Below are 20,476 nucleotides of genomic sequence, written 5' to 3' on the forward strand. Positions count from 1 at the left end.
TTAATTTTTAATTTTCAATTTTTAATTATTCCTCATAGTCTACACATGCACGACTCTCTTTTACTTCGGCAATCAACTTGCCTGCCGCTACATGTTCGGGGTGAGTGGCGTAGTATTTCACATCGTCCAGTGTGTCAAACTCACTGTATAGCGCAATACTCCAGGTTTCGGCAGGATTCATATTCAATCCCACTTCTATTTTCCGGATAACAGATATTTTGGCAGGAAGAGCCTCTATAGCGCTTTTAAAATCATTCATAGCGGCCAGCTTTTTGTCAGCCGGTGCTTCGTCTTTTAGTTTAAATAATACAATGTGTTTGACCATAACTTTGTTATTTTAATGATTTATCTATATATTTGTCAACTGAAGCGATTAATTCTAACCGCAAAAATACTCGTTTTGTTTTAAATATACACTTAAACGGATGTTAATAATAGGAATTGCAGGCGGAACAGGTTCAGGAAAGACCACCGTCGTACGTAAAATTATCGAAAGCCTGCCGGCAGGTGAAGTGGTATTGTTGCCTCAGGACTCTTATTACAAGGACAGCAGCCACGTGCCTGTGGAAGAACGACAGAACATCAACTTTGACCACCCGGATGCTTTCGAGTGGAGCCTTTTGTCCAAGCACGTAGCCATGCTGCGCGAAGGAAAAAGTATTGAACAGCCCACTTATTCGTATCTGACGTGTACACGCCAACCGGAAACCATTCACATCGAACCTCGGGAAGTGGTTATCATCGAAGGTATTCTTGCCTTGTGCGACAAAAAGCTGCGCAGCATGATGGACCTTAAGATTTTTGTGGATGCTGATCCCGACGAACGGCTTATTCGCGTGATACAGCGAGATGTGATAGAGCGTGGACGTACTGCGGAAGCGGTAATGGAGCGTTACACTCGCATTCTGAAACCCATGCATTTGCAATTTATCGAGCCGTGCAAACGGTATGCGGATTTAATTGTACCCGAAGGTGGAAACAATATGGTAGCAATTGACATTCTTACTATGTATATAAAGAAACACTTATAAAATTGAGAATTAAAAATTAAAAAATAGATGAGGGCAACCGCTAAGATTTTTCTGATTGCTTTATTGTGTCTGTGCTGGCTATCAGGGTGCAGAAATAAACAACGTGCTTCCATGGATGGGGAGGCCGTGGGGGATTTGCAACAGATAAAGGATAGTGGTGAGCTCGTTGTACTGACTTTATACAGTTCCACATCCTACTTTAACTATCGTGGGCAGGATATGGGTTTTCAATATGAATTGAGTGAGCAATTTGCCAAAAGCCTTGGTGTAAAGCTGCGTGTAGTAGTAGCAAGGAACGTACAAGGACTCATAAAGAAATTGTTGGCAGGTGAGGGAGATATTATAGCTTACAACGTACCTATCACGAAAGAGCTGAAAGACAGTCTGATATACTGTGGTGAGGAAGTCATTACGCATCAGGTGATTGTGCAACGCTCAAGTGGAAAAACCAAACCACTGACGGATGTAACGGAACTGATCGGCAAAGACATTTATGTGAAACCCGGGAAATATTACGACCGACTGGTAAATCTGGATAAAGAACTGGGTGGAGGCATCCATATCCATAAGGTAACTAATGATAGTGTTTCGTCAGAAGACCTTATCACGCAAGTGGCTCAGGGAAAAATTCCCTATACGGTTGCTGATAATGATGTAGCCAAGCTCAACACTACGTATTACCCCAACCTGAACATTAAGTTATCCATCAGTTTCGACCAAAGGGCTTCCTGGGCAGTACGTAAAGATAGTCCCGAACTGGCTGAGGTTGCCAATAAATGGCATGAGGAAAACATGACTTCTCCTGCCTATACAGCCAGTATGAAAAGATATTTTGAAATCAGTAAAGCTACGCCACACACTCCTATCCTGTCTCTTCGGGAAGGAAAGATTTCACACTTTGATGAATTATTCAAGAAATATGCTTCGGAAATAGATTGGGACTGGAGATTACTGGCCTCGTTGGCTTATACGGAGTCTAATTTTGACACAACCGCCGTATCGTGGGCAGGTGCCAGAGGTTTGATGCAGTTGATGCCCGCTACGGCACGTGCCATGGGAATACCTGAAGGAAAAGAACAAAATCCGGAAGAAAGTGTAAAAGCTGCCATAAAGTATATTAATGCCACTGCCCAAAGCTTCTCATCCGTACCACAGGAAGAACGACTCAATTTCGTACTTGCATCTTATAATTCGGGCATCGGGCATGTGCAAGACGCAATGGCACTGGCCGAAAAATATGGAAAGAACAAGTATGTCTGGAAAGATAATGTAGAAAACTTCATCTTGCTGAAAAGCAACGAGGAATATTTCACCGACCCAGTCTGCAAAAACGGATATTTCCGTGGAATAGAGACATATAATTTCGTGAGAGATATTATGGGGAGGTATGAGACGTATAAGAAGAAGATTAAGAAATAGGGATAAGTATAAAATATTAATTATTAAATATAAGGTATAAGGCTGCGCTATAATAGCGCATGGTTAATAATTAATATTTCATATTTTCCCTAAAACAAACTCAGCTTATTCTTCTGTGCCTCTTCCAAAGATACTATTTTCGGGGCTTGAGTAGCATTCTTTTCACGCAACTGCTGATACTCAGAGGTTAATTTTTCCATTAGTTCCTCTTTCGTTTTCGGATTCATCAATCGGGCAGCAACTGTTGCATTCTGCGAAGCATCTTTCAAATGAACTACAGGAGCATGGTATACCGGAGCTATCTTCAATGCCGTGTGCAGTTGAGAAGTAGTGGCACCACCTATCAATAAAGGTATGTCAGCACCCACTTTTTCCAATTCCATAGCCACATGCACCATCTCTTCCAGTGAAGGAGTGATTAAGCCGCTGAGTCCAATCATATCCACCTTCTCTTCCAGGGCACGCTGAACAATCGTTTCGGCAGGCACCATCACACCAAGGTCTATAATTTCGTAACCATTACAAGCCATTACCACAGAAACAATGTTCTTGCCAATGTCATGTACGTCACCCTTCACTGTGGCAAGCAATACCTTTCCGGCAGAGGAAGAACCTTCCTGTTTTTCGGCTTCAATTATAGGTTGGAGAATAGCTACGGCTTTCTTCATGGTACGAGCTGTTTTCACGACCTGCGGCAAAAACATCTTTCCGGCACCAAATAACTCCCCTACATAGTTCATACCTGCCATCAGGGGACCTTCAATTATATCAACCGCTTTCGGATAGAGCTTCAGGGCTTCCGCCAGATCTTCTTCCAGATAATCACCGAGTCCCTTGGTCAGAGCATACTTCAAGCGTTCTTCCACACTCGTTCCATCGCGCCATGAAAGTGGGGCAACATGCTTATCAGACACATTACCTTTCTGTTGTTCGGCAGTAGCCTTCAGTTGCTCGGCTGTTTCTATCAAACGCTCGGCAGCATCGGGGCGACGGTTCAGAACCACATCTTCTATACGTTCCAGCACATCGGAGGGAATATCCGTATAAAGCACAGCCGTAGCCGGATTAACAATCCCCATATCCATTCCTTCGCGGATAGCGTAATAAAGGAATACCGCATGCATGGCTTCACGGATATAATTATTTCCGCGGAAAGAGAAGGAAAGGTTGCTGACACCACCGCTGACATGTGCACCGGGCAGATTCTTACGTATCCAGCCCGTAGCCTGAATGAAGTCTACGGCATAGTTGTTATGTTCGTCCATACCCGTAGCAACGGCAAGGACGTTAGGGTCAAAAATAATATCGTGAGGGTTAAAGCCGACTTTCTCAACCAGAAGCTGATAGGCACGGGCACACACTTCAATCTTACGTTCATAAGTATCTGCCTGTCCTTTTTCATCAAAAGCCATCACTACGGTCGCTGCACCATATTGCTTAATTGTACGGGCATGCTCCAGGAACTTCTCCTCTCCTTCTTTCAAAGAGATGGAATTTACAATGGACTTTCCTTGCAAACACTTTAATCCGGCAACGATGACATCCCATTTGGAAGAGTCAATCATCACAGGCACACGGGCTATTTCCGGCTCGGAAGCGATCAGATTGAGGAAGGTTGTCATTTCAGCCTGCGCATCCAGCAGACCGTCGTCCATATTTACATCAATGACCTGCGCACCATCTTCCACCTGTTGGCGGGCAATGCTGAGAGCTTCATCGTATTTCTTCTCATTAATCAATCGCAGGAACTTACGTGAGCCGGCAACGTTGCAGCGCTCGCCCACATTGATGAAATTCTTTTCAGGGGTTACTTCCAGCAGTTCCAGACCGGAGAGCCAAAGGCTATCAGGTTTCGGAGCGGGAATATGAGGGGCTGCACCAGCCACCAAGGCAGGATATTCGGCAATATATGCATCTGTAGTGCCGCAGCAACCACCGATAATATTTATCAAACCTTCATGAATATATTCTTTCACCTCATGCGCCATGTCGGCGGGAGTTTGGTCGTACTGACCGAGACTGTTAGGCAATCCCGCATTGGGATATGCACTGATATAATAAGGAGCACGAGCGGCAAGCTGTTCCAGGAAAGGTTTTAACTGGCGGGCGCCGAACGAACAGTTCAAACCCACCGAGAAAATGTCAGCATGTTGAACGGAGGCTAGAAATGCCTCCAAAGTCTGTCCAGAAAGGGTACGTCCACCTGTATCAGATACGGTAACAGATAGCATGACGGGCACTTGAATGCCCGTTGCCTCCATCGCCTTCTCTGCAGCAAAGATGGCTGCCTTAGCATTCAGCGTATCGAAGATGGTTTCTATCAGCAGAGCATCTACCCCACCTTCCAGCAAGGCTTCCATTTGCTCGCGATAGGCATCGGCAAGTTCATCATACGTCAACGCACGCATGGCAGGATTGTTCACATCGGGACTCATGGAGCAAGTCTTATTGGTAGGACCGATGGAACCGGCCACAAAACGTGGTTTATCCGGTGTAGAGAATTCATCCGCCACTTCACGTGCCAGTTTCACGGCAGCAAGATTCATCTCACGCACATACTGTTGCACATGATAATCGGCCATACTGACGCTGGTGGAACTGAATGTATTGGTTTCGATTATATCCGCACCTGCAGTGAGATACTTGCGGTGTATATCTCGTATCACATCGGGACGTGTCAGACAAAGCAGGTCATTATTTCCCTTGAGTTGTCCGGGGATGTCTGCAAAGCGTTCTCCCCTGAAATCTTCTTCTGTTAAGTTGTACTGTTGTATCATGGTGCCCATAGCACCATCTAAAATGAGGATGCGCTCACGCACCAAACTGCCAAGTTTACTCATCTAAAATTATCTTTTAAACATCCGCGCCATATCGCGCTTGTCGTCTTTTTCTTTCAAAGCTTCACGCTTGTCATATTGTTTTTTACCTTTTGCAAGAGCCACCACCACTTTAGCAAGTCCTTTTTCATTGATAAACATACGTACAGGAACCATTGTGAAGCCGGGATCTTTGGCTCCACGCGCCAGTTTATCAAGTTCTTTCTTAGTAAGTAAGAGTTTGCGCTCCCTGCGTGCCGAATGGTTGTTGTATGAGCCATAGAAGTATTCGGCAATATGCATATTCTTTACCCATAACTCGCCGTTGGCAAAATAGCAGAATGTATCTACAAGGCTTGCCTTGCCCATACGGATTGATTTAATCTCCGTACCGGTGAGCACGATACCAGCAGTATAAGTGTCCGTCAATTCATAGTCGAATGTAGCACGCTTATTCTTTATATTGATAGGAGCTTGTTTCATGATTTCATACGTTAGTTAAGCACCGTTGTCAGTTGGTTGAATATCATCTGAATGAGCATAGGGCAAGCAATCAGCAAAATAGAAGAAATGATAGTGAACCTCAATCGGTCCTTTTCTTCTACTTCCATCAACGTGGAAGCCCCTTCCCACACCACATACACGATATAGAACTGCAACAGCAATCCGATGATATTAAAGTCCGGCAATATGCCGATAATAATCCGAAGCAAGAAAAGTACGACCAGTGCATAGCCCGCAAATTGCTGCGTCAAAGGCATGTCACTGTCCATCATAAACATTTTGACGCGCAACCCATTAATGAGATATGCCGCCAGAAAATACCCTCCGAAGAGAGAAACCGCCACTGCACAACATTGCGTCATGGCATATTGAAAACTTTCCGGACCACCCCATCCTTTCGCCAGCAAAGAGCCGATGAAGACGGACAATCCGCATAAACCAATCATAGGATAGACAAAAGCAGTAAATACTTTTCGCCTATCCTCTTCCAAACGAATTTCCTCCCAGGCCTTGGCCGGAGAGGAAATCAGTAACATTGCTATATGGAATAATGCTTTATAGTCCAATTATTAATCTTTATATATGTACTCTACAGTATATGCTGTCAATTCATCCTTCTTATCTTTCAGATCGTCTGAATTAAAATTTTTCGTCTCATTTGCATAAATAGTTATTTTCTCAGGTTTCTTTCCATTATTAGCATTGGCAAATTCAGAAAGGGCATTGTCAATACTAAACAGTTTATAAGAAGTAGCCTGAGATTTTGAATCTTCCTCAGAAGAATTATGACGCAGGTAAAGCTTCAGTTCTTCACTCCTCTCTTCTAAATCTGCCTGATCATAAACTAAAGTAAATGTATGTTTTGAAATTTCTTTCTCAGCCAAGAATATAACAGGAACGATTATTTTGCTCTTATCATAATACATGAACCTTAAATTAGATTCCGGTCCATTTCCTATTTGAAGCATAGTCACATTCTCATATTCTTCTCCTTTATTTTCAGCCTCTATTGCATAGCTATTAGTTATCTTTTCTCCGATAATCACTGTGGCATTGATGTTTTTGGTATTTTCATCTACCTTCTGTTCATCCGAATTATAAGAATATTGGAAATATACATAATCCCCAGGATACAAATCCTTATCTGCCAAAGAATTCACAGCTGTTATCTGTAACCCGCCAGGAATAGTAATAACTGTAGGCATGAAAGAAGTTACTTGCCCAAAAGTTACTTGAGTTACTGTGGGATCAGTTTCAACGCATGAAGTAAGAGAAGCACCCATTATTAAGGTAAGGGCAACCATCCAGATTTTAAACTTAGCCATTTTCATTGTTCTATAAATATTAGAGTTTGCAAATTTAGATAAAAGAATTGAGTTACATAGTACTCTCTTCGTTTTTTCATTGTTTTTAAGAGTAAATGAAATATTAATCTAAATACTGCAACCCCCAACATTTATTTAACTTTTATTCAGACTTAATTTCCAATAATCCGAGTATCAAGTAATTTATTATCTTCATCTCGATAAATGTTATAATATAAAAAGGTCGTTACTATGCCCTCCCATTTTCCTTTAATTCTAAACCTTTTACCAGCTTCTGCACCATTTGCTTTTTCTAACGTGACAACATAAGTGAGAGTTGTATTATATGACATTTTTAAAACCTCAACCCTGCAGGTTGTATTCGCAGGAATAACCACTTTAAAAGTCTGGGATACAGTTACATCATATTCCCCTGTAGAAGTATAGTTAGTTGAATGAGATGAAGTTATCGAAGTACTAAGATCGCCACTAATACTTACTACAGGTAAAGGGGCTTGCCCAGATTGACTACTCCAATGAAATGCACTTTGATTCTGAGTAGAAACACCATTAGTTTCATTAAAAGTACTACTTTCTCTTGCTGTTTCAGAAACCGTAAGAGTATGCTCCACATCAAAAGGTTCTCCTGGGAAAATACTTCCCATTATGAATTGATCTCTTCGATTTATAAAATCGCCATCAAGTTCAGATTTTACATATTCTACATCAATAAGGCGAAACTCCCCAATGGGAACCATTCTCCACAAGGCAAGATCAGTAGAATGAGGTGTTTTAAACTTCAATGCAGTTCCATTCCGTGTATCTGATTGTAAATATAGTTCCGGAGAAGATAACGAAAATGTAGCATATTTTATATAATAATTATTTCCCGAAGGAATAAATGAGAAATTAGCAGGAATAAAACTACCAATCGCTCCAGCCAAAATGGGCTCCGTTTTGCTATCATTAGGTTTAACTGTGGGTGTGAAAGGAGGAGAAGAAATAGAGCTATTCCCTCCGACAAGAATAATATTTCCAGACCGTACATACCATCGCTGTCGCAAACTTCCATCATCTTCTGTATACAAACTCATTTCACTTCCAGATGGTGCACATGACAAATATCTACGACTAGTATTTCCTACATTCAAAATATTAACTGGAATACCATCCAACTCAGTTATCTGATTAAAATCTGTAATAGATGACGTTGCCGCCCTTGTTTGTACCTGCTCCGTACCGCTTTGTACAATCCCCTCCAAATTTTCTTGCTCACAAGAAAACATTCCCAACAATCCTACTAATAGCAAACTAATCTTTTTCATAAGTATCACATTTTCAGGTTAAACATATTACATTATTTATAGTACAAACTCCCCACGCACATACGCTCCATTTTTCCCTTCTATTTCTATCGAGAAATTACCGGAACTCCCTAATTCAAGTTGAATACCTTTTTGCACAGAAGATTGAATATTTTCCGAAGAAGAGTAAACCACAACACCATCCTGAGAAAGAGTTATCTCCACTTCTCCTATGGCTGCTTCAAAATACATAGTTAGAATACAATTATCAGTATCCAGCACCACAAAAATAGGCACTACCGGTCGTACAGAGCGATGATCGTCCGTATCTCCTTTAGTCAGAATATCAAAAGGGACATCATTTCCGGTCAGTTGAACCGAACTCATTTGTAGGACTTCATTTTTGTTCACTACTGAGTGAGCATTTACCTCCATCAAGGAAAACACACCCAACAAACATAGAATTAATTTTAGTTTCATAACGTTTTTCTTCTTTAAGTTTAGTAGCAAAGTTAACGCAATGACAACTATTTCCAAAGATATTAATGAGGACAAGAAATAAAAAATAATAATCTATTATACAATCAATTAAAAAATAAGTAGTGGACAAAACCATGCTTTTAAGCTCAATAAAATGCAATCATTTGCTCCAAAGAATCTTCTTTTTTCAATTTCAAATGTGCTTTCAGTCTCTGCTTATTTTTATATATCGACCTCGTTTCACAATCAAAGACAATCATCAGTTGCTTGACAGAGAAACCAACTTTAATCAACGCAGCCAATAATAATTCTCCTTTTGTCAAGTCAAAATTTGCTTTTATGCGTGAGATAAAGTTAGCATGCACCAAATCTAAATAATCGAATATATGTTGACGCTCAGAATCTGTAATCTTCTCCACAATCAACCTTCCCTGTTCCAATTCTCCCAGAATGAACAGGGCCTCCACACTTGAATTCTCACGTATCTTCTTGTTCTGGACCGTTAAATCAAGAATCTTCCTGTTCAGTTTACCTATTACTTCCTTTTTCGATTCACGCTCCTGCTTTTCCAACTGTTCTAACTCTGTAATCCTGCAAATATACCCCTTCTATTATCTTCTCATTCCTCTTCAAAGCCTCTATATTCCGCAGATTTTTCTTCCTATATAATTTAATGAAATAAATACTCAGACCAATAACCAACAACACTAGAAACGAATAGAAATAAGTTTGATTTGCCTTTTCTAATCTTACCTGCCTATTTTCCATAACAAGTTTGTCTGTTTCATACTTCTTCTGCAAAGTCAGCAGTTGGCTTCTCAACTTATCATTACTAACAATATTTAATATTGAATCGGATTTTTCTTTATAACAAAGGGCTTGTTGATAGTCACGTTCTTCTTTTTTCAATAAACACAAATAACTATATGCACCCGAAGAAATGATTATATCATTTGTACAAATACAATGCATGAAACATTCTTCGGCCAATGCAAACTCCCCTATGTCCATATATATACGGCCTAAAGACAGATAATAGCGAGATTCATTTTTCACATTCTTATTTAACTTGATGGCAGCAACAATATGGTCTATGGCTTGCGAATATTGTTTCTCTTCTTTAGCAATAAGTCCCAACAACTGAAGAAGAGAGACTCTTATCTGGTTTGTTGTATCGGGCAACAGTGCCAACCCTTTATTAACATACCATCGAGCACTGTCGTTATGTTGCTTTGCAAGATACCCTCGGGCAATATTACGACATCCAAACACCATACCTATACTGTCTCCAGCCAACTCATAATAATGAATAGATTTCTGATAATTATCTATTGAGAAGTCATACACACCTTGCACTGAATTTAAATAACCAATATGCTCAAATACCAATCCTTGCAATTTATATTCATTCGTTTTCTTCAAAAGATCCAAAGCTTCCAAATAAGCTTGCATTGCTTCTGATAATTTATCTTCTGCCACCATTACTTTTCCATAGTAATAGTAAGCCCTTCCAGCTTTTAAGAAGTCATTATTGCTCTTGTAATAATCTACAGCAATTTTAATCAGCGAATCGGATTGCAAACTATCCAAATAGTTCTTATCCAAAGTCTGTGCCATTAATAAAGCATAGTCTGCGCGTTCTTTTCCATGAAGATGTTCCGGATATTCTATCAGGTTTATCAACCGCATAGCACTATCAGGGTATACCTCCACACAGCTTTCCACTTGTTTCAGCAATTTTTTATTCACATCAGTTCGCGTACAGGAAACAAGTCCACCTCCTATTACAAAAAGCCCAAACAGAAACAAGCATTTTTTCATATTCAACGTAAGATATCCTGCAAAGGAACAAAATACTGCATAAAACGGCAAATATTTAACAGCAATTTATAAAAAGACCGCAAACAGCGACTATTTCATCATTCAGATATTCATGTAATCCTAATATTCCCTACAATCTTAGCTCTTATACGGCCTATAGCCATCCTCAACCACAGATAAAAAACAACGAGGTTAAGACAAAACATTACTTTGCCATATTCTTTTTATTACCATACCCTATTCTAATCTTTGTTTTCCAATTGCAGGCTGTCCGGTTTCCAATTGCAGGCTGTCTAACCCGCAATTGGAAACCGGACAGCCCACAGTTGCAGGACGAAGTTTTACATTAGGCTTACTCATGTTTGAGCTTAAGGGTACACACATTAATGATTAAAGGAAAGGAGATTTATCTTTAGGCTTTAATGCATAAACTCTTTAGAGGAAGAGGCATCACTCAAATGATTGGAGTTATTCCCATTGCTTTATAGCATCTTTTTTGCAAAACTCATCTGCCTAACAATAAATTTTTGTAATTCTGGAATAAATTTCTTATCGCCTTATATTATAAAGGCTTGGGGAGGATTACCCGATTTTGAGGTAACGAGTTGGCAACCGTGCTTATTTCTGCGCTCTGCTGTGAGTTGCTATCAAGTCAGTCGTTCTATGCGCAAATATAAGAATAAAAATCAATTGTACTATATAAAAATGGAAATTGAAAGTTAGTTAAGGAAGAAACGGCAAAGAATTAAACGTAAAATCAATGCTTTCTTTGGTTTATCATGAAAAACTATTCATATTATATATCTATAAACATTTATAATTAGATATATGATATACGGATACATTAGAGTAAGCAGTGACAAGCAGACGGTAGAAAACCAACGTTTTGAAATCAATAATTTCTGCGACAATCAAAAACTGAAAATTGATGGTTGGATTGAGGAAACCATTAGTGGAACAAAAGCCTACAACAAACGAGAACTTGGAAAGTTGCTCAACAAGGTACAGAAAGATGATTTGATTATCTGTGCTGAATTGTCCAGATTGGGGCGTAATCTCTTTATGATAATGGAAATTCTGAATATTTGCATGGGCAAGGAATGTAGGGTTTGGACTATCAAGGATAACTATCGGTTGGGGGAGGACATTCAAAGTAAGGTGTTGGCTTTTGCTTTTGGACTGTCAGCTGAGATTGAGCGTAACCTTATTAGCCAACGAACCAAAGAAGCTTTGGCACGAAAAAAGACAGAGGGGGTGGTATTGGGACGTCCTAAAGGGAAAAAGAGTACCCCAGAGAAGTACAAACTCCATGGTAAGAAAATTCTCATACAAGAACTATTGAAAGCTGAAGTTTCACAGCGCAAAATCGCTAAAATTTGTAAAGTGGATAGAAATACGCTCGCTCGATTTATCAAGACTTTTATGGTAGAAACATAAGGAGCGATTTTGTGCAGCAAGAGTGTGTGGAGTGCGACTTCGTTTCCTCTGATTCGTGGGTGATACTCTCGCCTATTGAGCAGAGTATCAAACGGAAAATTGAGGCTGTGGGAACTCCATTGAAGGATTGGGACATTCAAATCAACTACGGTATTAAGACAGGATTCAATGACGCATTTATCATCAACACTGAAAAGCGTGATGAGATATTGGCGAATTGTCAGACAGAAGACGAGCGCCAAAAAACGGCTGAACTTATACGACCGATTCTTCGTGGCAGGGATATCAAGAGATATGAATATGAGTGGGCGGACTTATGGATTATTGCCACATTTCCTTCTCGGCATTATGATATAGAAAGTTATCCTGCAGTGAAAAATTATCTTCTGTCAATTGGCATACATCGTTTGGAACAAACAGGAAAAACTCATATTGTTAATGATAAAAAAATAAAAGCCCGAAAGAAAACCAATAACGAATGGTTTGAAACACAAGATAGCATCAGTTATTGGGAGGATTTTTCTAAGCCAAAAATTGTGTGGAAAATAATCGGGAACCAAATGGCTTTTGCATATGATACCAACAATTATGTAATGAATAATGCGTGTTATATTATGACAGGCAATCATTTGGATTATCTGTTGGCGGTATTGAATTCACAAGCTATAACATGGTATAGCTATGTGACTAATATGAATAAAACTGGCGTTGGAGATGTTCAAGTTGGAGGTCAAAATATAGCGACTTTCCCTATACCTCTTTATGATGCAAACAAAATAGAACTTGTTGAATTAGCTGAACTTGCAAACAGTATAACAAATAAAAATATCAATTTACCATTCATTGACTCTAAAATAGAGAGTTTGGTTTCAATGGTATATGGATTCACGAGTGAAGAAACTAATTTTTTACATTCATTTGTTTCTTCACTCCGAAAGTCTATTTAGACAGTTTGCTGGTTTTCAATATATTGAATTTCATCTGAGGTAAGCTTATAAATATCATACATCAACTTATTGCTAAAACATTCAAAATCCGTAATACTCATCTTGCCTACTTTCAAATCATTGAAAGCAGCAAGATGAGTATTTAGTTGTTCAGTAGATAGTTTAGCAACAATAAGCTGTTCTATGGTATACTTTTTCCATCTAATTGTCCCCACTCCTGTAGTTGTCCCTACTTTAGAAAATAACCATTCAGACACAGACGAATTTAAAGCAGATAAAAGGTATTCAATGCATTCGCCTTTCATGTAAAAAGAAGTTGCTTCTGGTATATATTCCCCTAAAAAGTCGAAAGCAAATTTTGATTTATCAGATATTTCTCCCCACACAATTTTTGGCTTAGAAAAATCCTCCATATATGCGCAGTTTCGTAGGTTATATGGCGTATCACCTCGATCAGACCGTTTCTCTATTTGTGAGAATCCCTTATACATCTTACCGCTATAGGCTATACCTCCATTATCCAACCATTTTTTAATTGCAGGATAATCATTTATATCTACAGGTTTTATTCTCTTATTTTTCAATCCATTATGTGTATTGATAAGCCAAAGACCAGCCCAATCATATCCATAGCGTTTCACATCGCGTCCTCTCAAAATAGGTCGTATAAGTTCAGCCGTTTTTTGGCGCTCGTCTTCTGTCTGACAATTCGCCAATATCTCCTCACGCTTTTCGGTAGATATGATAAACGCATCGTTATACCCAGTAAGGACTCCACGATAAATGTTTATATCCCAATCTTTGAGTGGTGTACCAATAGACTCAATCTTACGCCTGATACTTTGCTCGATTGGCGACAATATTACCCAACTGTCACTACCAGAGAAATCGCAAATGGTATGCTCTTGCTGCACAAAATCGCTCAAATTATTCAAGCCATTCGCATCTTGTACCAAACAAGCTTGTGTGTTAAAAATATTTGTTGCTTTTTGAGATAAAAGAATATTTGCTTCTACCGTTATTGCATCGAATATTTTTATACCAGCAAAATCTATCAACATAATAGGATTCGTTTGGCTTGCAAAGTAACCTCGTAAGGCTTCACCATATCCTGCACGCATCCATTTATTAGACGTGATATAGCAAAGATAACCATTAGGACTAAGTAGATTCATACCCAACTCATAGAAGAGACAGTAAATATCACCAGTACGTGCATAAGTTACGTAGCCCATGCGTTCCAATACATCGGCACTCTTACCCATAGATTGTAACTGAATGTAAGGTGGATTGCCAATGATACAGTCAAATCCCAAGAAGTTACCTTCGGCATCGAGTACTTCTGGAAACTCTATACGCCATTCGAATGCGCCAAGGTAAATTTTGTTGGAGCGTATTTCCTCAAATATATTTTCTAAAGTCGCAACTTCTTTCTTTAAGTCGGCAATGCGCTTGTCCGATGCTTTCTTTTCCTTTTTTGTCGGTTCAAACAGTTGAGGTGCTTGTAAGGTTGCCAACTCAGAGCGGCGTTTGTTCAATCTAACCAATCGTGCATCCCTGCGGTTGATTTCTGTTTTCAGTTTCGACTTGATTTCAGTTATAAGCGTTTCCAAATCCTGCTTTTCGCTTTTACTTTGGGCATTTTTATATTTAGCTACAGCCTCCTTATATTGGCTGATACTGATACCAGACTCTCGCAGTACGGTCTGAATACTGTCAGTCAAAGCGAATCGGTGAAGCAAAGAATTTCCACACTTGATATTAATGTCTATATTTGGCAAGGTCTCCAAATAAGTATAGTTACTTTCAGCTGTATAGTAAGCATTCTTCAACAATTCAATCCACAGTCGTAGGCGGCAAATCTTCACAGAGTTGGGATTAATATCAACGCCAAACAAACAGTTTTCAATGATTTGACGCTTCTCCTTGAAAAGGGTTTCCTGCATGCGGCGACTTTCCGCATTGAGTGTGTTGTAAGCAAATAAGTTGCCTTCGGCATCGGTCACAATCAGCTCATCATTTTCAATGGCAAGTTGATAGTCAGCTTTGCGGATACGCTTACCGGCAGCATCTACCAAAATACCCAATTCGTATTTCAAGAGTATCAACTCATTGAGAGCAGACACAAGAAAGTGCCCCGAACCAACAGCAGGGTCACATAGGTGTAAATTGTTAATCAGTTCATTGGCTTCAGCTATATTGTCGATGCGGTTGTATAGGTCTGTACGGGTAGCACAGTTCCAGCCATAGCAATCATTAAACTTTTGCAGTACGGTCTTGGTGATTGCTTCGCGGCACATAAACATAGTGATAAAGCCTGGTGTGAATACTGAACCATCTTTGTGACCGTTTATTTTCTCGAATATAAGACCTAGAACAGAGGCATTGATGAGTGTTTTAGCCTCTTCTTGCACTTCTTCACTGCCTTCGCTCGCAAAGTTATAAGCATCAAGAAAAGCAAATAGGTATTGTAGGGTAGGCAATGCGCTGACTTGCAGATTTCGTTTTGGGTTCCGTAATACGCTACTCGTCAAGAGGGGAAGTTCCGCACGTTGTGAAAGACTGTTTATCTTAATTGTTTTACTTTCCAAATCTGTCACCTCGAAAAGAGAGCTGTTGAGATAGGGAACGTAAGCAAAATCACGCATAATGGACTGTGTGCGACGGCTCATGTCACGTGCAAGCACTTGGAAAAAGAGTGTGTTGAGATCATCATAGTCATGAATCTTGGTCGTTGAAAGAAATTTATAGACAGTATCTCCATTGTGGTATTTCAACATCTGAGCCTCCAACAGTTTCAAGAAAAGGATGCGATTCATCCAAGTGATGCACAGTTCCATTGCAACATTGAATAACCGTTCCTCATAATCATTCCCATACAGACTACCATTTACGTGACGCAAACAATCTTCTGCATCCAGTTGGTTAATAGTATTCTCCAGTAATGAAGCCTCGTCACGCCGTTCCACAGCTTTGCGTACAATCACGGTCTTGTTATTCTCTTTGCGTTCCTCAATACCAATAATGTGTAGCAGCTCAGTGTAGAATCCACGGTTGAGCGAATTGCTGTCGTTTTGGAACGATAGCTTCAAAAGGTGTGTGTCGCTGAATATCTTATAAAGTTCGATAAGTTTGCGTGAAGTGCTGCCGTCTGTTTTATCAAGCAGGTGTCGATAGTCCTGTAAGTTGAAGTAAGTGTATTCAAGGCTGTCTTTCACCTCCTCAATATAGTTTGTTGCAATTTCAGTATAGAAGAAGTCGGTTTTGCTACTGGTCTTGCGTCCATCCACAAAATCTTGAAACTCACGACGTAGCTGTTTGTTCTGATAGAATTTACGTTCAAACTCATGGGCATCAAAAATAAAGAATTCATGAATATTAGTAGCGATGAGATATTTAATATCATTGTTCTTCTTACTAACACGTTCTTTGAGATAGTATAGCAATAATTCCTGCAAAGCCTTACGATTGAGATTGTCATTAGAAATCATCTCACCTTTGTTGGTAGTGCTCTTTACCTCAATCAATAACCCTATATTGGACTTGGTAGTTTTATCCAATCGGATAGCCAAATCAATATCTTCTTCGGGAGCCATGTAGTATGTCTTGTAGAACGTTTCGCTTAAGAAATTACGTAAATGTTCTTTCTGAGTTTCTTCTCTTTGCCCATCCACTACATTGTCCCTCAATGTGCGAAGGGCATTTTTGAATAGGTCAAAATCTGTTGTTTCAATCGCAACCTGTCTATATGCTTTGTTCAGAACTTGATTCGGTTTGAGTAGTCCCATAATGTTTGGTAAATGAGTTAATAAAATACAAAGGTAGCCTAAAATCTTGATAATAAAGAATGAACGTATTGGTTTAACGAAAGTTTGTTCTACCGCCAACCATTATCAACATACAATAGCAGGCAGTAGATTTGATATGCCCCACCTAATTATATTGTAATGCCAGTTAAAGCAATCACATGATTATCATCCTTCGTGCTTCTCATTTGCGGCAACATCAGCACCTCATTCAATTTCTGGTTGTTTTCTATGCCTATATGCTTGTACCCATATCGTGGCGCGTACTCCTTGAAGAACCGCACAAGTTTCTGCAATTCCTCTTTCTGCTTCTTGGCAAAGTTGCAGTTCACAAGGATGATGCACCAATCGGGAAAGCCGCCCACACCTTTGCTGTACTCCCAAAAACGAATGTAGAGTTTTACGGGCTTGATATTTACATCCACGCAATAACCGTTCATTGTCGGTGTAACGTGAAGGCTGTTTCTGTAACCGAACCTCTCACAAATGTAGAGGTCAAAATCCAATAAAAAGTCTTTCTGTACCATTATAGTTAATCTTTTAAGTTGATAAATAAGTCGTTATAATCCTCATGCCACGCTTGCGCTTGGCTTTCTCACTGGATTTGATGGGCCGCATGAAATTATATGGCATGGCGGAGGCTTTCAGGGAAAGCCTTGCCGGTATCACCCCGCAGTCCATGACTGCGGACACATTCCTTTCCATGCTCCTTGCACGCGAATGGGATTACCGTGCCCAGGCTGCCATAGCGCGGCTTACCAAGAATGCGGTGTTCCGATACAAGGCTTATCTCGAACAGATTGACTATGGCACAAACCGGGGTCTGGAGCGCAATCAGATGGAACGCCTCGCCACCCTTGACTTTGTACATAAGGGACAGAACCTCTTCATTACCGGCTCTTTAGGTACAGGAAAAAGCTATCTGGCATGTGCCCTTGGCCACGAGGCATGCAAAAAGGGATTCCGTACTTTCTATGCCAATGCACCAAAACTACTTGGCGCACTGAAGGTTGCCAAAGTCAAAGGTCACTTGAGACTGAGCTCAAGAAGATTGAGCGTTGTCAGTTGCTCATCCTTGATGACCTATTCCTTGTACCTCTTGATGCCAAGGAACGTCCCATCCTGCTCGAAATTATTGAGGACAGGCATGAAAGGAAATCCACTATCATAACCTCGCAGTACCCATCGTCCAACTGGTATGATATGGTTGGTGATCCGACAATAGCCGACGCCATCCTTGACCGAATCATTCATACGGCCCATACCATAGAGTTGTGCGGTGAAAGTATGCGTAAGTTAAGATCTAAGAAAAACTAGAGAATTAAAAGGGTAAAATAAAATTGACCCCTATCACCAGGACTTTAAAGGGTCAATCATATTATGGCCAAGGTGGGTAAATCCTGTTTGGCCAAAAGGGTCAAAGTAGAGTGGCTTTTCCAATAGGCATTACGCAACATTTCTGCCGTAACAAACGCCTCACGGTCGGATATGCGCTGGTAATGCTTGATGATTTGCGCCTTGATGTTGTCCAAGACAAGATTGATGTCCCGTGCTTCCTTTCCCTTGCCTTTCGCCTTGTTCCCTTTCACGTCCCAAAGCGTCTTTGGGATGCTCTGCTTGCAACTGAACTGCGATACAGTCCCGTTGATTGTCACTCTTCCCATGATGGGAACGATTCCGTCTTTCTCCTTGCTGCCGTTCACGTAGAACAGCACCTTGAATGTGCTTCTGCTCATGCTTAACTTTTTTTGGTTGTAAAACTAATAATCAACGAGTTAAACCTTGATAAGCAAACCTAAGCAGAGCAACGCAATCAGCACGGACTATGTTAAATCTTACATTCTGACGGGTAACGATTTGAAAACCTTCCTGCTTCAATATTCCGCTTTTCTTTGCGTTTTCCATTCTTTCCCGTTGGCTTCGTTTGGCGTCATAAACGCTTTATTAATAAGCCATTCAGTGCCATTTCTCCCTTTTTATTCGTTTATTCCAGAGATTTTCAGTAACTTTGTTTCCGATGACTCATAGCGGCATCTGTTAAGAGGTTTACTTATATCAAACTTATACCAAGATTATGGCTCATTCTAAACTTCACATCATCTCCAATAAAAAGACCGTTACATCGGGAATGAAAGAAGGTGGAAATTATCTTTCGTCTCTCACGCGATACATGTTCTTTCTTATATTGTTGTCTCTCACGATATCCTCCAAAGCAGTAAATATGGATTCTTTATCCATGAAAAATTATACCCTATCAAGTACAACAACAGCAATTTATGTTGCAAAAAACAAAACTGGTGCACAAGACAAGTATAAGCAAACCAAATATTGGAGAAAACATAAAACATTAAAAGCCTGCGGATGGACAGCGCTCGGTATAGGAGTACCCACGATGGTTGTAGGGTTCGCCGGTGCCGTCGTTTCGGGTTACGAGTCTGGTGGAGACGGGAAAGCCTTCGGCATCATCCTCTGCGCCGGAGCAGGACTAACTATAAGCAGCATTCCACTTTTTACTTTTGCCGTCAAGAATAGACAGAAAGCTATTGCAACTGCACTTGGCACAGAACTCAACCCACAATTGTGGAAGAAGCATAAACAGTTCAGAATTGGAGCATATACGGCATTGGGCATAGGACTTGCCGGAATAGCAACAGGGCTAATGGGCGGAGCTTTCGATGATTCTTTCTACAAAAATACCAGACCATGGAAAGCTGTATTTTATGCGGGTGCAAGTGCAACAGCTGCCAGCATTCCACTTTTCGTTTTTGCAAATATCAATAAGAAACGGGCTAAACAAGCAATAGAATTCTCGCTTAGCAGTTCGAGTATTCAAATGGCTTTACCCAACGGAATGATTCAGACACAACCGGCATTGGGCATTTGTTTTAATTTTTAGGGATAAAAGAAAAAAATGCGGCAAATAATTCTGCCGCATACCGGATGCACTCAACCGTCTTGTTCAGCCTTTCATCATATCTTTAAAAAGCAATAAAAGTTTGAAAGAGTAAAATCGCCCCTTATCAGACGATTTTAGCAAACTGTTCCAGATGTTCGTCTACATAGCTGGCTACTAAAGTTGTTATTCCTTCTTCTTTTTCAAGGAACTCATCTTCCAGTTCATCAAAAGCTTCATATTGCTCGTACATAGCCATAAACTCATCATCGGTGCGCTCGCGCTCCAAATCTTCACGATGAGCATCATAAATCTTCTTGGCTCTATACACAAGTTTGCCGAAATCTTCCGCTCCCCACAGGCGCATAACTTTAGCAAAGGGATTGGCAAAGATGTAACCTCCGTAACCGTTCTGTATCAATTGGCAGAAACCGCCATCCATCACTTCGTCACGAAAGAGTTGATAAGCAAGCAGAGTGTGCTGTTCACCTGTCAGTAATGGCATGGAGTCGGCAGTTAGTTCACCCCCTATCACTTCTTTATATTTATCTGTAAATACCTGGATGAAGGCATCCATCCCCTCGCCCGCAGCTTGACGCAAGGCGGCATCAGTAATTTCAATCATAGTCTTCTTATTATACCTTAATGTTTTGGCAAAGATATGGAAATATAGGAGAAAGGTATAATAAGAAGACTAAAAAAAGTGGGGAATAG

17 protein-coding genes and 2 pseudogenes are annotated in these 20,476 nt (G+C 40.3%); 6 read left to right on the top strand and 13 right to left on the bottom strand.

The window, feature by feature from the left end; all coding sequences use genetic code 11:
• Window positions 1-25: 25 nt before the first annotated feature.
• Complete coding sequence (locus HMPREF9447_RS18515; RefSeq protein WP_009131301.1) at window positions 26-325, bottom strand: Dabb family protein; 300 nt, start codon at window positions 323-325, stop codon at window positions 26-28.
• A gap of 100 nt (window positions 326-425) precedes the next feature.
• Here HMPREF9447_RS18515 and udk point away from each other — a divergent pair, with 100 nt between their 5' ends.
• Entirely contained in the window at window positions 426-1,031 is a 606-nt protein-coding gene (gene udk / locus HMPREF9447_RS18520) for a uridine kinase (RefSeq protein WP_009131302.1), read from the top strand.
• 27 nt (window positions 1,032-1,058) lie between these two features.
• Window positions 1,059-2,450, top strand: coding sequence for an MltF family protein (locus HMPREF9447_RS18525; protein WP_009131303.1), 1,392 nt, complete (start codon window positions 1,059-1,061; stop codon window positions 2,448-2,450).
• 89 nt (window positions 2,451-2,539) lie between these two features.
• On the opposite strand, the gene metH is transcribed toward HMPREF9447_RS18525, so the two are convergent.
• From metH to HMPREF9447_RS18560, 8 genes are all read right to left on the bottom strand, one after another.
• Complete coding sequence (gene metH, locus HMPREF9447_RS18530) at window positions 2,540-5,290, bottom strand: methionine synthase (protein ID WP_009131304.1); 2,751 nt, start codon at window positions 5,288-5,290, stop codon at window positions 2,540-2,542.
• Between the two features lie 6 nt (window positions 5,291-5,296).
• Window positions 5,297-5,749, bottom strand: a complete 453-nt coding sequence (smpB, locus tag HMPREF9447_RS18535) for an SsrA-binding protein (RefSeq protein WP_009131305.1) — start codon at window positions 5,747-5,749, stop codon at window positions 5,297-5,299.
• An 11-nt stretch (window positions 5,750-5,760) separates the two neighbouring features.
• On the bottom strand, window positions 5,761-6,306 hold the full coding sequence (locus tag HMPREF9447_RS18540) for a Yip1 family protein (protein ID WP_009131306.1): 546 nt from the start codon (window positions 6,304-6,306) through the stop codon (window positions 5,761-5,763).
• Between the two features lie 33 nt (window positions 6,307-6,339).
• Window positions 6,340-7,095 carry a hypothetical protein gene (locus HMPREF9447_RS18545; protein WP_167549130.1) on the bottom strand — a complete coding sequence of 252 codons (756 nt, stop codon included), beginning with the start codon at window positions 7,093-7,095 and terminating at the stop codon, window positions 6,340-6,342.
• Between the two features lie 152 nt (window positions 7,096-7,247).
• On the bottom strand, window positions 7,248-8,399 hold the full coding sequence (locus tag HMPREF9447_RS18550; RefSeq protein WP_009131308.1) for a hypothetical protein: 1,152 nt from the start codon (window positions 8,397-8,399) through the stop codon (window positions 7,248-7,250).
• 36 nt (window positions 8,400-8,435) lie between these two features.
• Window positions 8,436-8,858 carry a DUF3244 domain-containing protein gene (locus HMPREF9447_RS18555; RefSeq protein ID WP_044138371.1) on the bottom strand — a complete coding sequence of 141 codons (423 nt, stop codon included), beginning with the start codon at window positions 8,856-8,858 and terminating at the stop codon, window positions 8,436-8,438.
• Window positions 8,859-9,004: 146 nt separating this feature from the next.
• A complete protein-coding gene (locus HMPREF9447_RS28530; RefSeq protein WP_009131310.1) occupies window positions 9,005-9,430 on the bottom strand; it encodes a hypothetical protein in 426 nt (141 codons plus the stop codon).
• Complete coding sequence (locus tag HMPREF9447_RS18560) at window positions 9,411-10,607, bottom strand: tetratricopeptide repeat protein (RefSeq protein ID WP_157225283.1); 1,197 nt, start codon at window positions 10,605-10,607, stop codon at window positions 9,411-9,413. Before HMPREF9447_RS18560 ends, HMPREF9447_RS28530 begins: the two co-directional genes overlap by 20 nt.
• A 900-nt stretch (window positions 10,608-11,507) precedes the next feature.
• Here HMPREF9447_RS18560 and HMPREF9447_RS18565 point away from each other — a divergent pair.
• Together HMPREF9447_RS18565 and HMPREF9447_RS18570 are read left to right on the top strand one after the other, a co-directional pair.
• On the top strand, window positions 11,508-12,116 hold the full coding sequence (locus HMPREF9447_RS18565) for a master DNA invertase Mpi family serine-type recombinase (protein WP_009131313.1): 609 nt from the start codon (window positions 11,508-11,510) through the stop codon (window positions 12,114-12,116).
• A 107-nt stretch (window positions 12,117-12,223) separates the two neighbouring features.
• Window positions 12,224-13,063: a TaqI-like C-terminal specificity domain-containing protein gene (locus HMPREF9447_RS18570; RefSeq protein WP_455423494.1), complete on the top strand. Its 840-nt coding sequence runs from the start codon at window positions 12,224-12,226 to the stop codon at window positions 13,061-13,063.
• Here the strand turns inward: HMPREF9447_RS18570 and HMPREF9447_RS18575 are convergent.
• Both HMPREF9447_RS18575 and HMPREF9447_RS18580 read right to left on the bottom strand, forming a co-directional pair.
• The gene (locus HMPREF9447_RS18575) at window positions 13,060-16,851 is read right to left on the bottom strand and encodes a type IIG restriction enzyme/methyltransferase (RefSeq protein WP_009131315.1); all 3,792 of its coding nucleotides are present in this window, start codon (window positions 16,849-16,851) and stop codon (window positions 13,060-13,062) included. The genes HMPREF9447_RS18570 and HMPREF9447_RS18575 overlap by 4 nt on opposite strands.
• A gap of 149 nt (window positions 16,852-17,000) precedes the next feature.
• Entirely contained in the window at window positions 17,001-17,396 is a 396-nt protein-coding gene (locus tag HMPREF9447_RS18580) for a hypothetical protein (RefSeq protein ID WP_009131316.1), read from the bottom strand.
• Between the two features lie 137 nt (window positions 17,397-17,533).
• On the opposite strand from HMPREF9447_RS18580, the pseudogene istB reads away from it, so the two are divergent.
• A pseudogene (istB, locus tag HMPREF9447_RS18585) lies at window positions 17,534-18,186 on the top strand (IS21-like element helper ATPase IstB).
• Between the two features lie 122 nt (window positions 18,187-18,308).
• Here the strand turns inward: istB and HMPREF9447_RS18590 are convergent.
• Window positions 18,309-18,605, bottom strand: a pseudogene (locus tag HMPREF9447_RS18590) (Arm DNA-binding domain-containing protein); the annotation flags it as partial.
• A 392-nt stretch (window positions 18,606-18,997) separates the two neighbouring features.
• Between HMPREF9447_RS18590 and HMPREF9447_RS18595 the strand changes: the two are divergent.
• On the top strand, window positions 18,998-19,765 hold the full coding sequence (locus HMPREF9447_RS18595) for a hypothetical protein (protein WP_044138372.1): 768 nt from the start codon (window positions 18,998-19,000) through the stop codon (window positions 19,763-19,765).
• A 124-nt stretch (window positions 19,766-19,889) separates the two neighbouring features.
• Here HMPREF9447_RS18595 and HMPREF9447_RS18600 read toward each other — a convergent pair whose 3' ends face one another.
• On the bottom strand, window positions 19,890-20,387 hold the full coding sequence (locus HMPREF9447_RS18600; RefSeq protein ID WP_009131320.1) for a DMP19 family protein: 498 nt from the start codon (window positions 20,385-20,387) through the stop codon (window positions 19,890-19,892).
• Window positions 20,388-20,476: the final 89 nt, after the last annotated feature.

The sequence above is a fragment of the Bacteroides oleiciplenus YIT 12058 genome (genome assembly GCF_000315485.1).
Classification (GTDB): domain Bacteria; phylum Bacteroidota; class Bacteroidia; order Bacteroidales; family Bacteroidaceae; genus Bacteroides; species Bacteroides oleiciplenus.

Excerpts from the sequence above, each read along its gene's own strand:
- udk (WP_009131302.1), top strand. The coding sequence starts at position 426 with ATGTTAATAATAGGAATTGCAGGCGGAACAGGTTCAGGAAAGACCACC.
- HMPREF9447_RS18540 (WP_009131306.1), bottom strand. The coding sequence starts at position 6,306 with ATGTTACTGATTTCCTCTCCGGCCAAGGCCTGGGAGGAAATTCGTTTG.
- HMPREF9447_RS18575 (WP_009131315.1), bottom strand. The coding sequence starts at position 16,851 with ATGGGACTACTCAAACCGAATCAAGTTCTGAACAAAGCATATAGACAG.
- metH (WP_009131304.1), bottom strand. The coding sequence starts at position 5,290 with ATGAGTAAACTTGGCAGTTTGGTGCGTGAGCGCATCCTCATTTTAGAT.
- smpB (WP_009131305.1), bottom strand. The coding sequence starts at position 5,749 with ATGAAACAAGCTCCTATCAATATAAAGAATAAGCGTGCTACATTCGAC.
- HMPREF9447_RS18525 (WP_009131303.1), top strand. The coding sequence starts at position 1,059 with ATGAGGGCAACCGCTAAGATTTTTCTGATTGCTTTATTGTGTCTGTGC.
- HMPREF9447_RS18550 (WP_009131308.1), bottom strand. The coding sequence starts at position 8,399 with ATGAAAAAGATTAGTTTGCTATTAGTAGGATTGTTGGGAATGTTTTCT.
- HMPREF9447_RS18555 (WP_044138371.1), bottom strand. The coding sequence starts at position 8,858 with ATGAAACTAAAATTAATTCTATGTTTGTTGGGTGTGTTTTCCTTGATG.
- HMPREF9447_RS18545 (WP_167549130.1), bottom strand. The coding sequence starts at position 7,095 with ATGGCTAAGTTTAAAATCTGGATGGTTGCCCTTACCTTAATAATGGGT.
- HMPREF9447_RS18565 (WP_009131313.1), top strand. The coding sequence starts at position 11,508 with ATGATATACGGATACATTAGAGTAAGCAGTGACAAGCAGACGGTAGAA.
- HMPREF9447_RS18580 (WP_009131316.1), bottom strand. The coding sequence starts at position 17,396 with ATGGTACAGAAAGACTTTTTATTGGATTTTGACCTCTACATTTGTGAG.
- HMPREF9447_RS18515 (WP_009131301.1), bottom strand. The coding sequence starts at position 325 with ATGGTCAAACACATTGTATTATTTAAACTAAAAGACGAAGCACCGGCT.
- HMPREF9447_RS18600 (WP_009131320.1), bottom strand. The coding sequence starts at position 20,387 with ATGATTGAAATTACTGATGCCGCCTTGCGTCAAGCTGCGGGCGAGGGG.
- HMPREF9447_RS18595 (WP_044138372.1), top strand. The coding sequence starts at position 18,998 with ATGAAAGAAGGTGGAAATTATCTTTCGTCTCTCACGCGATACATGTTC.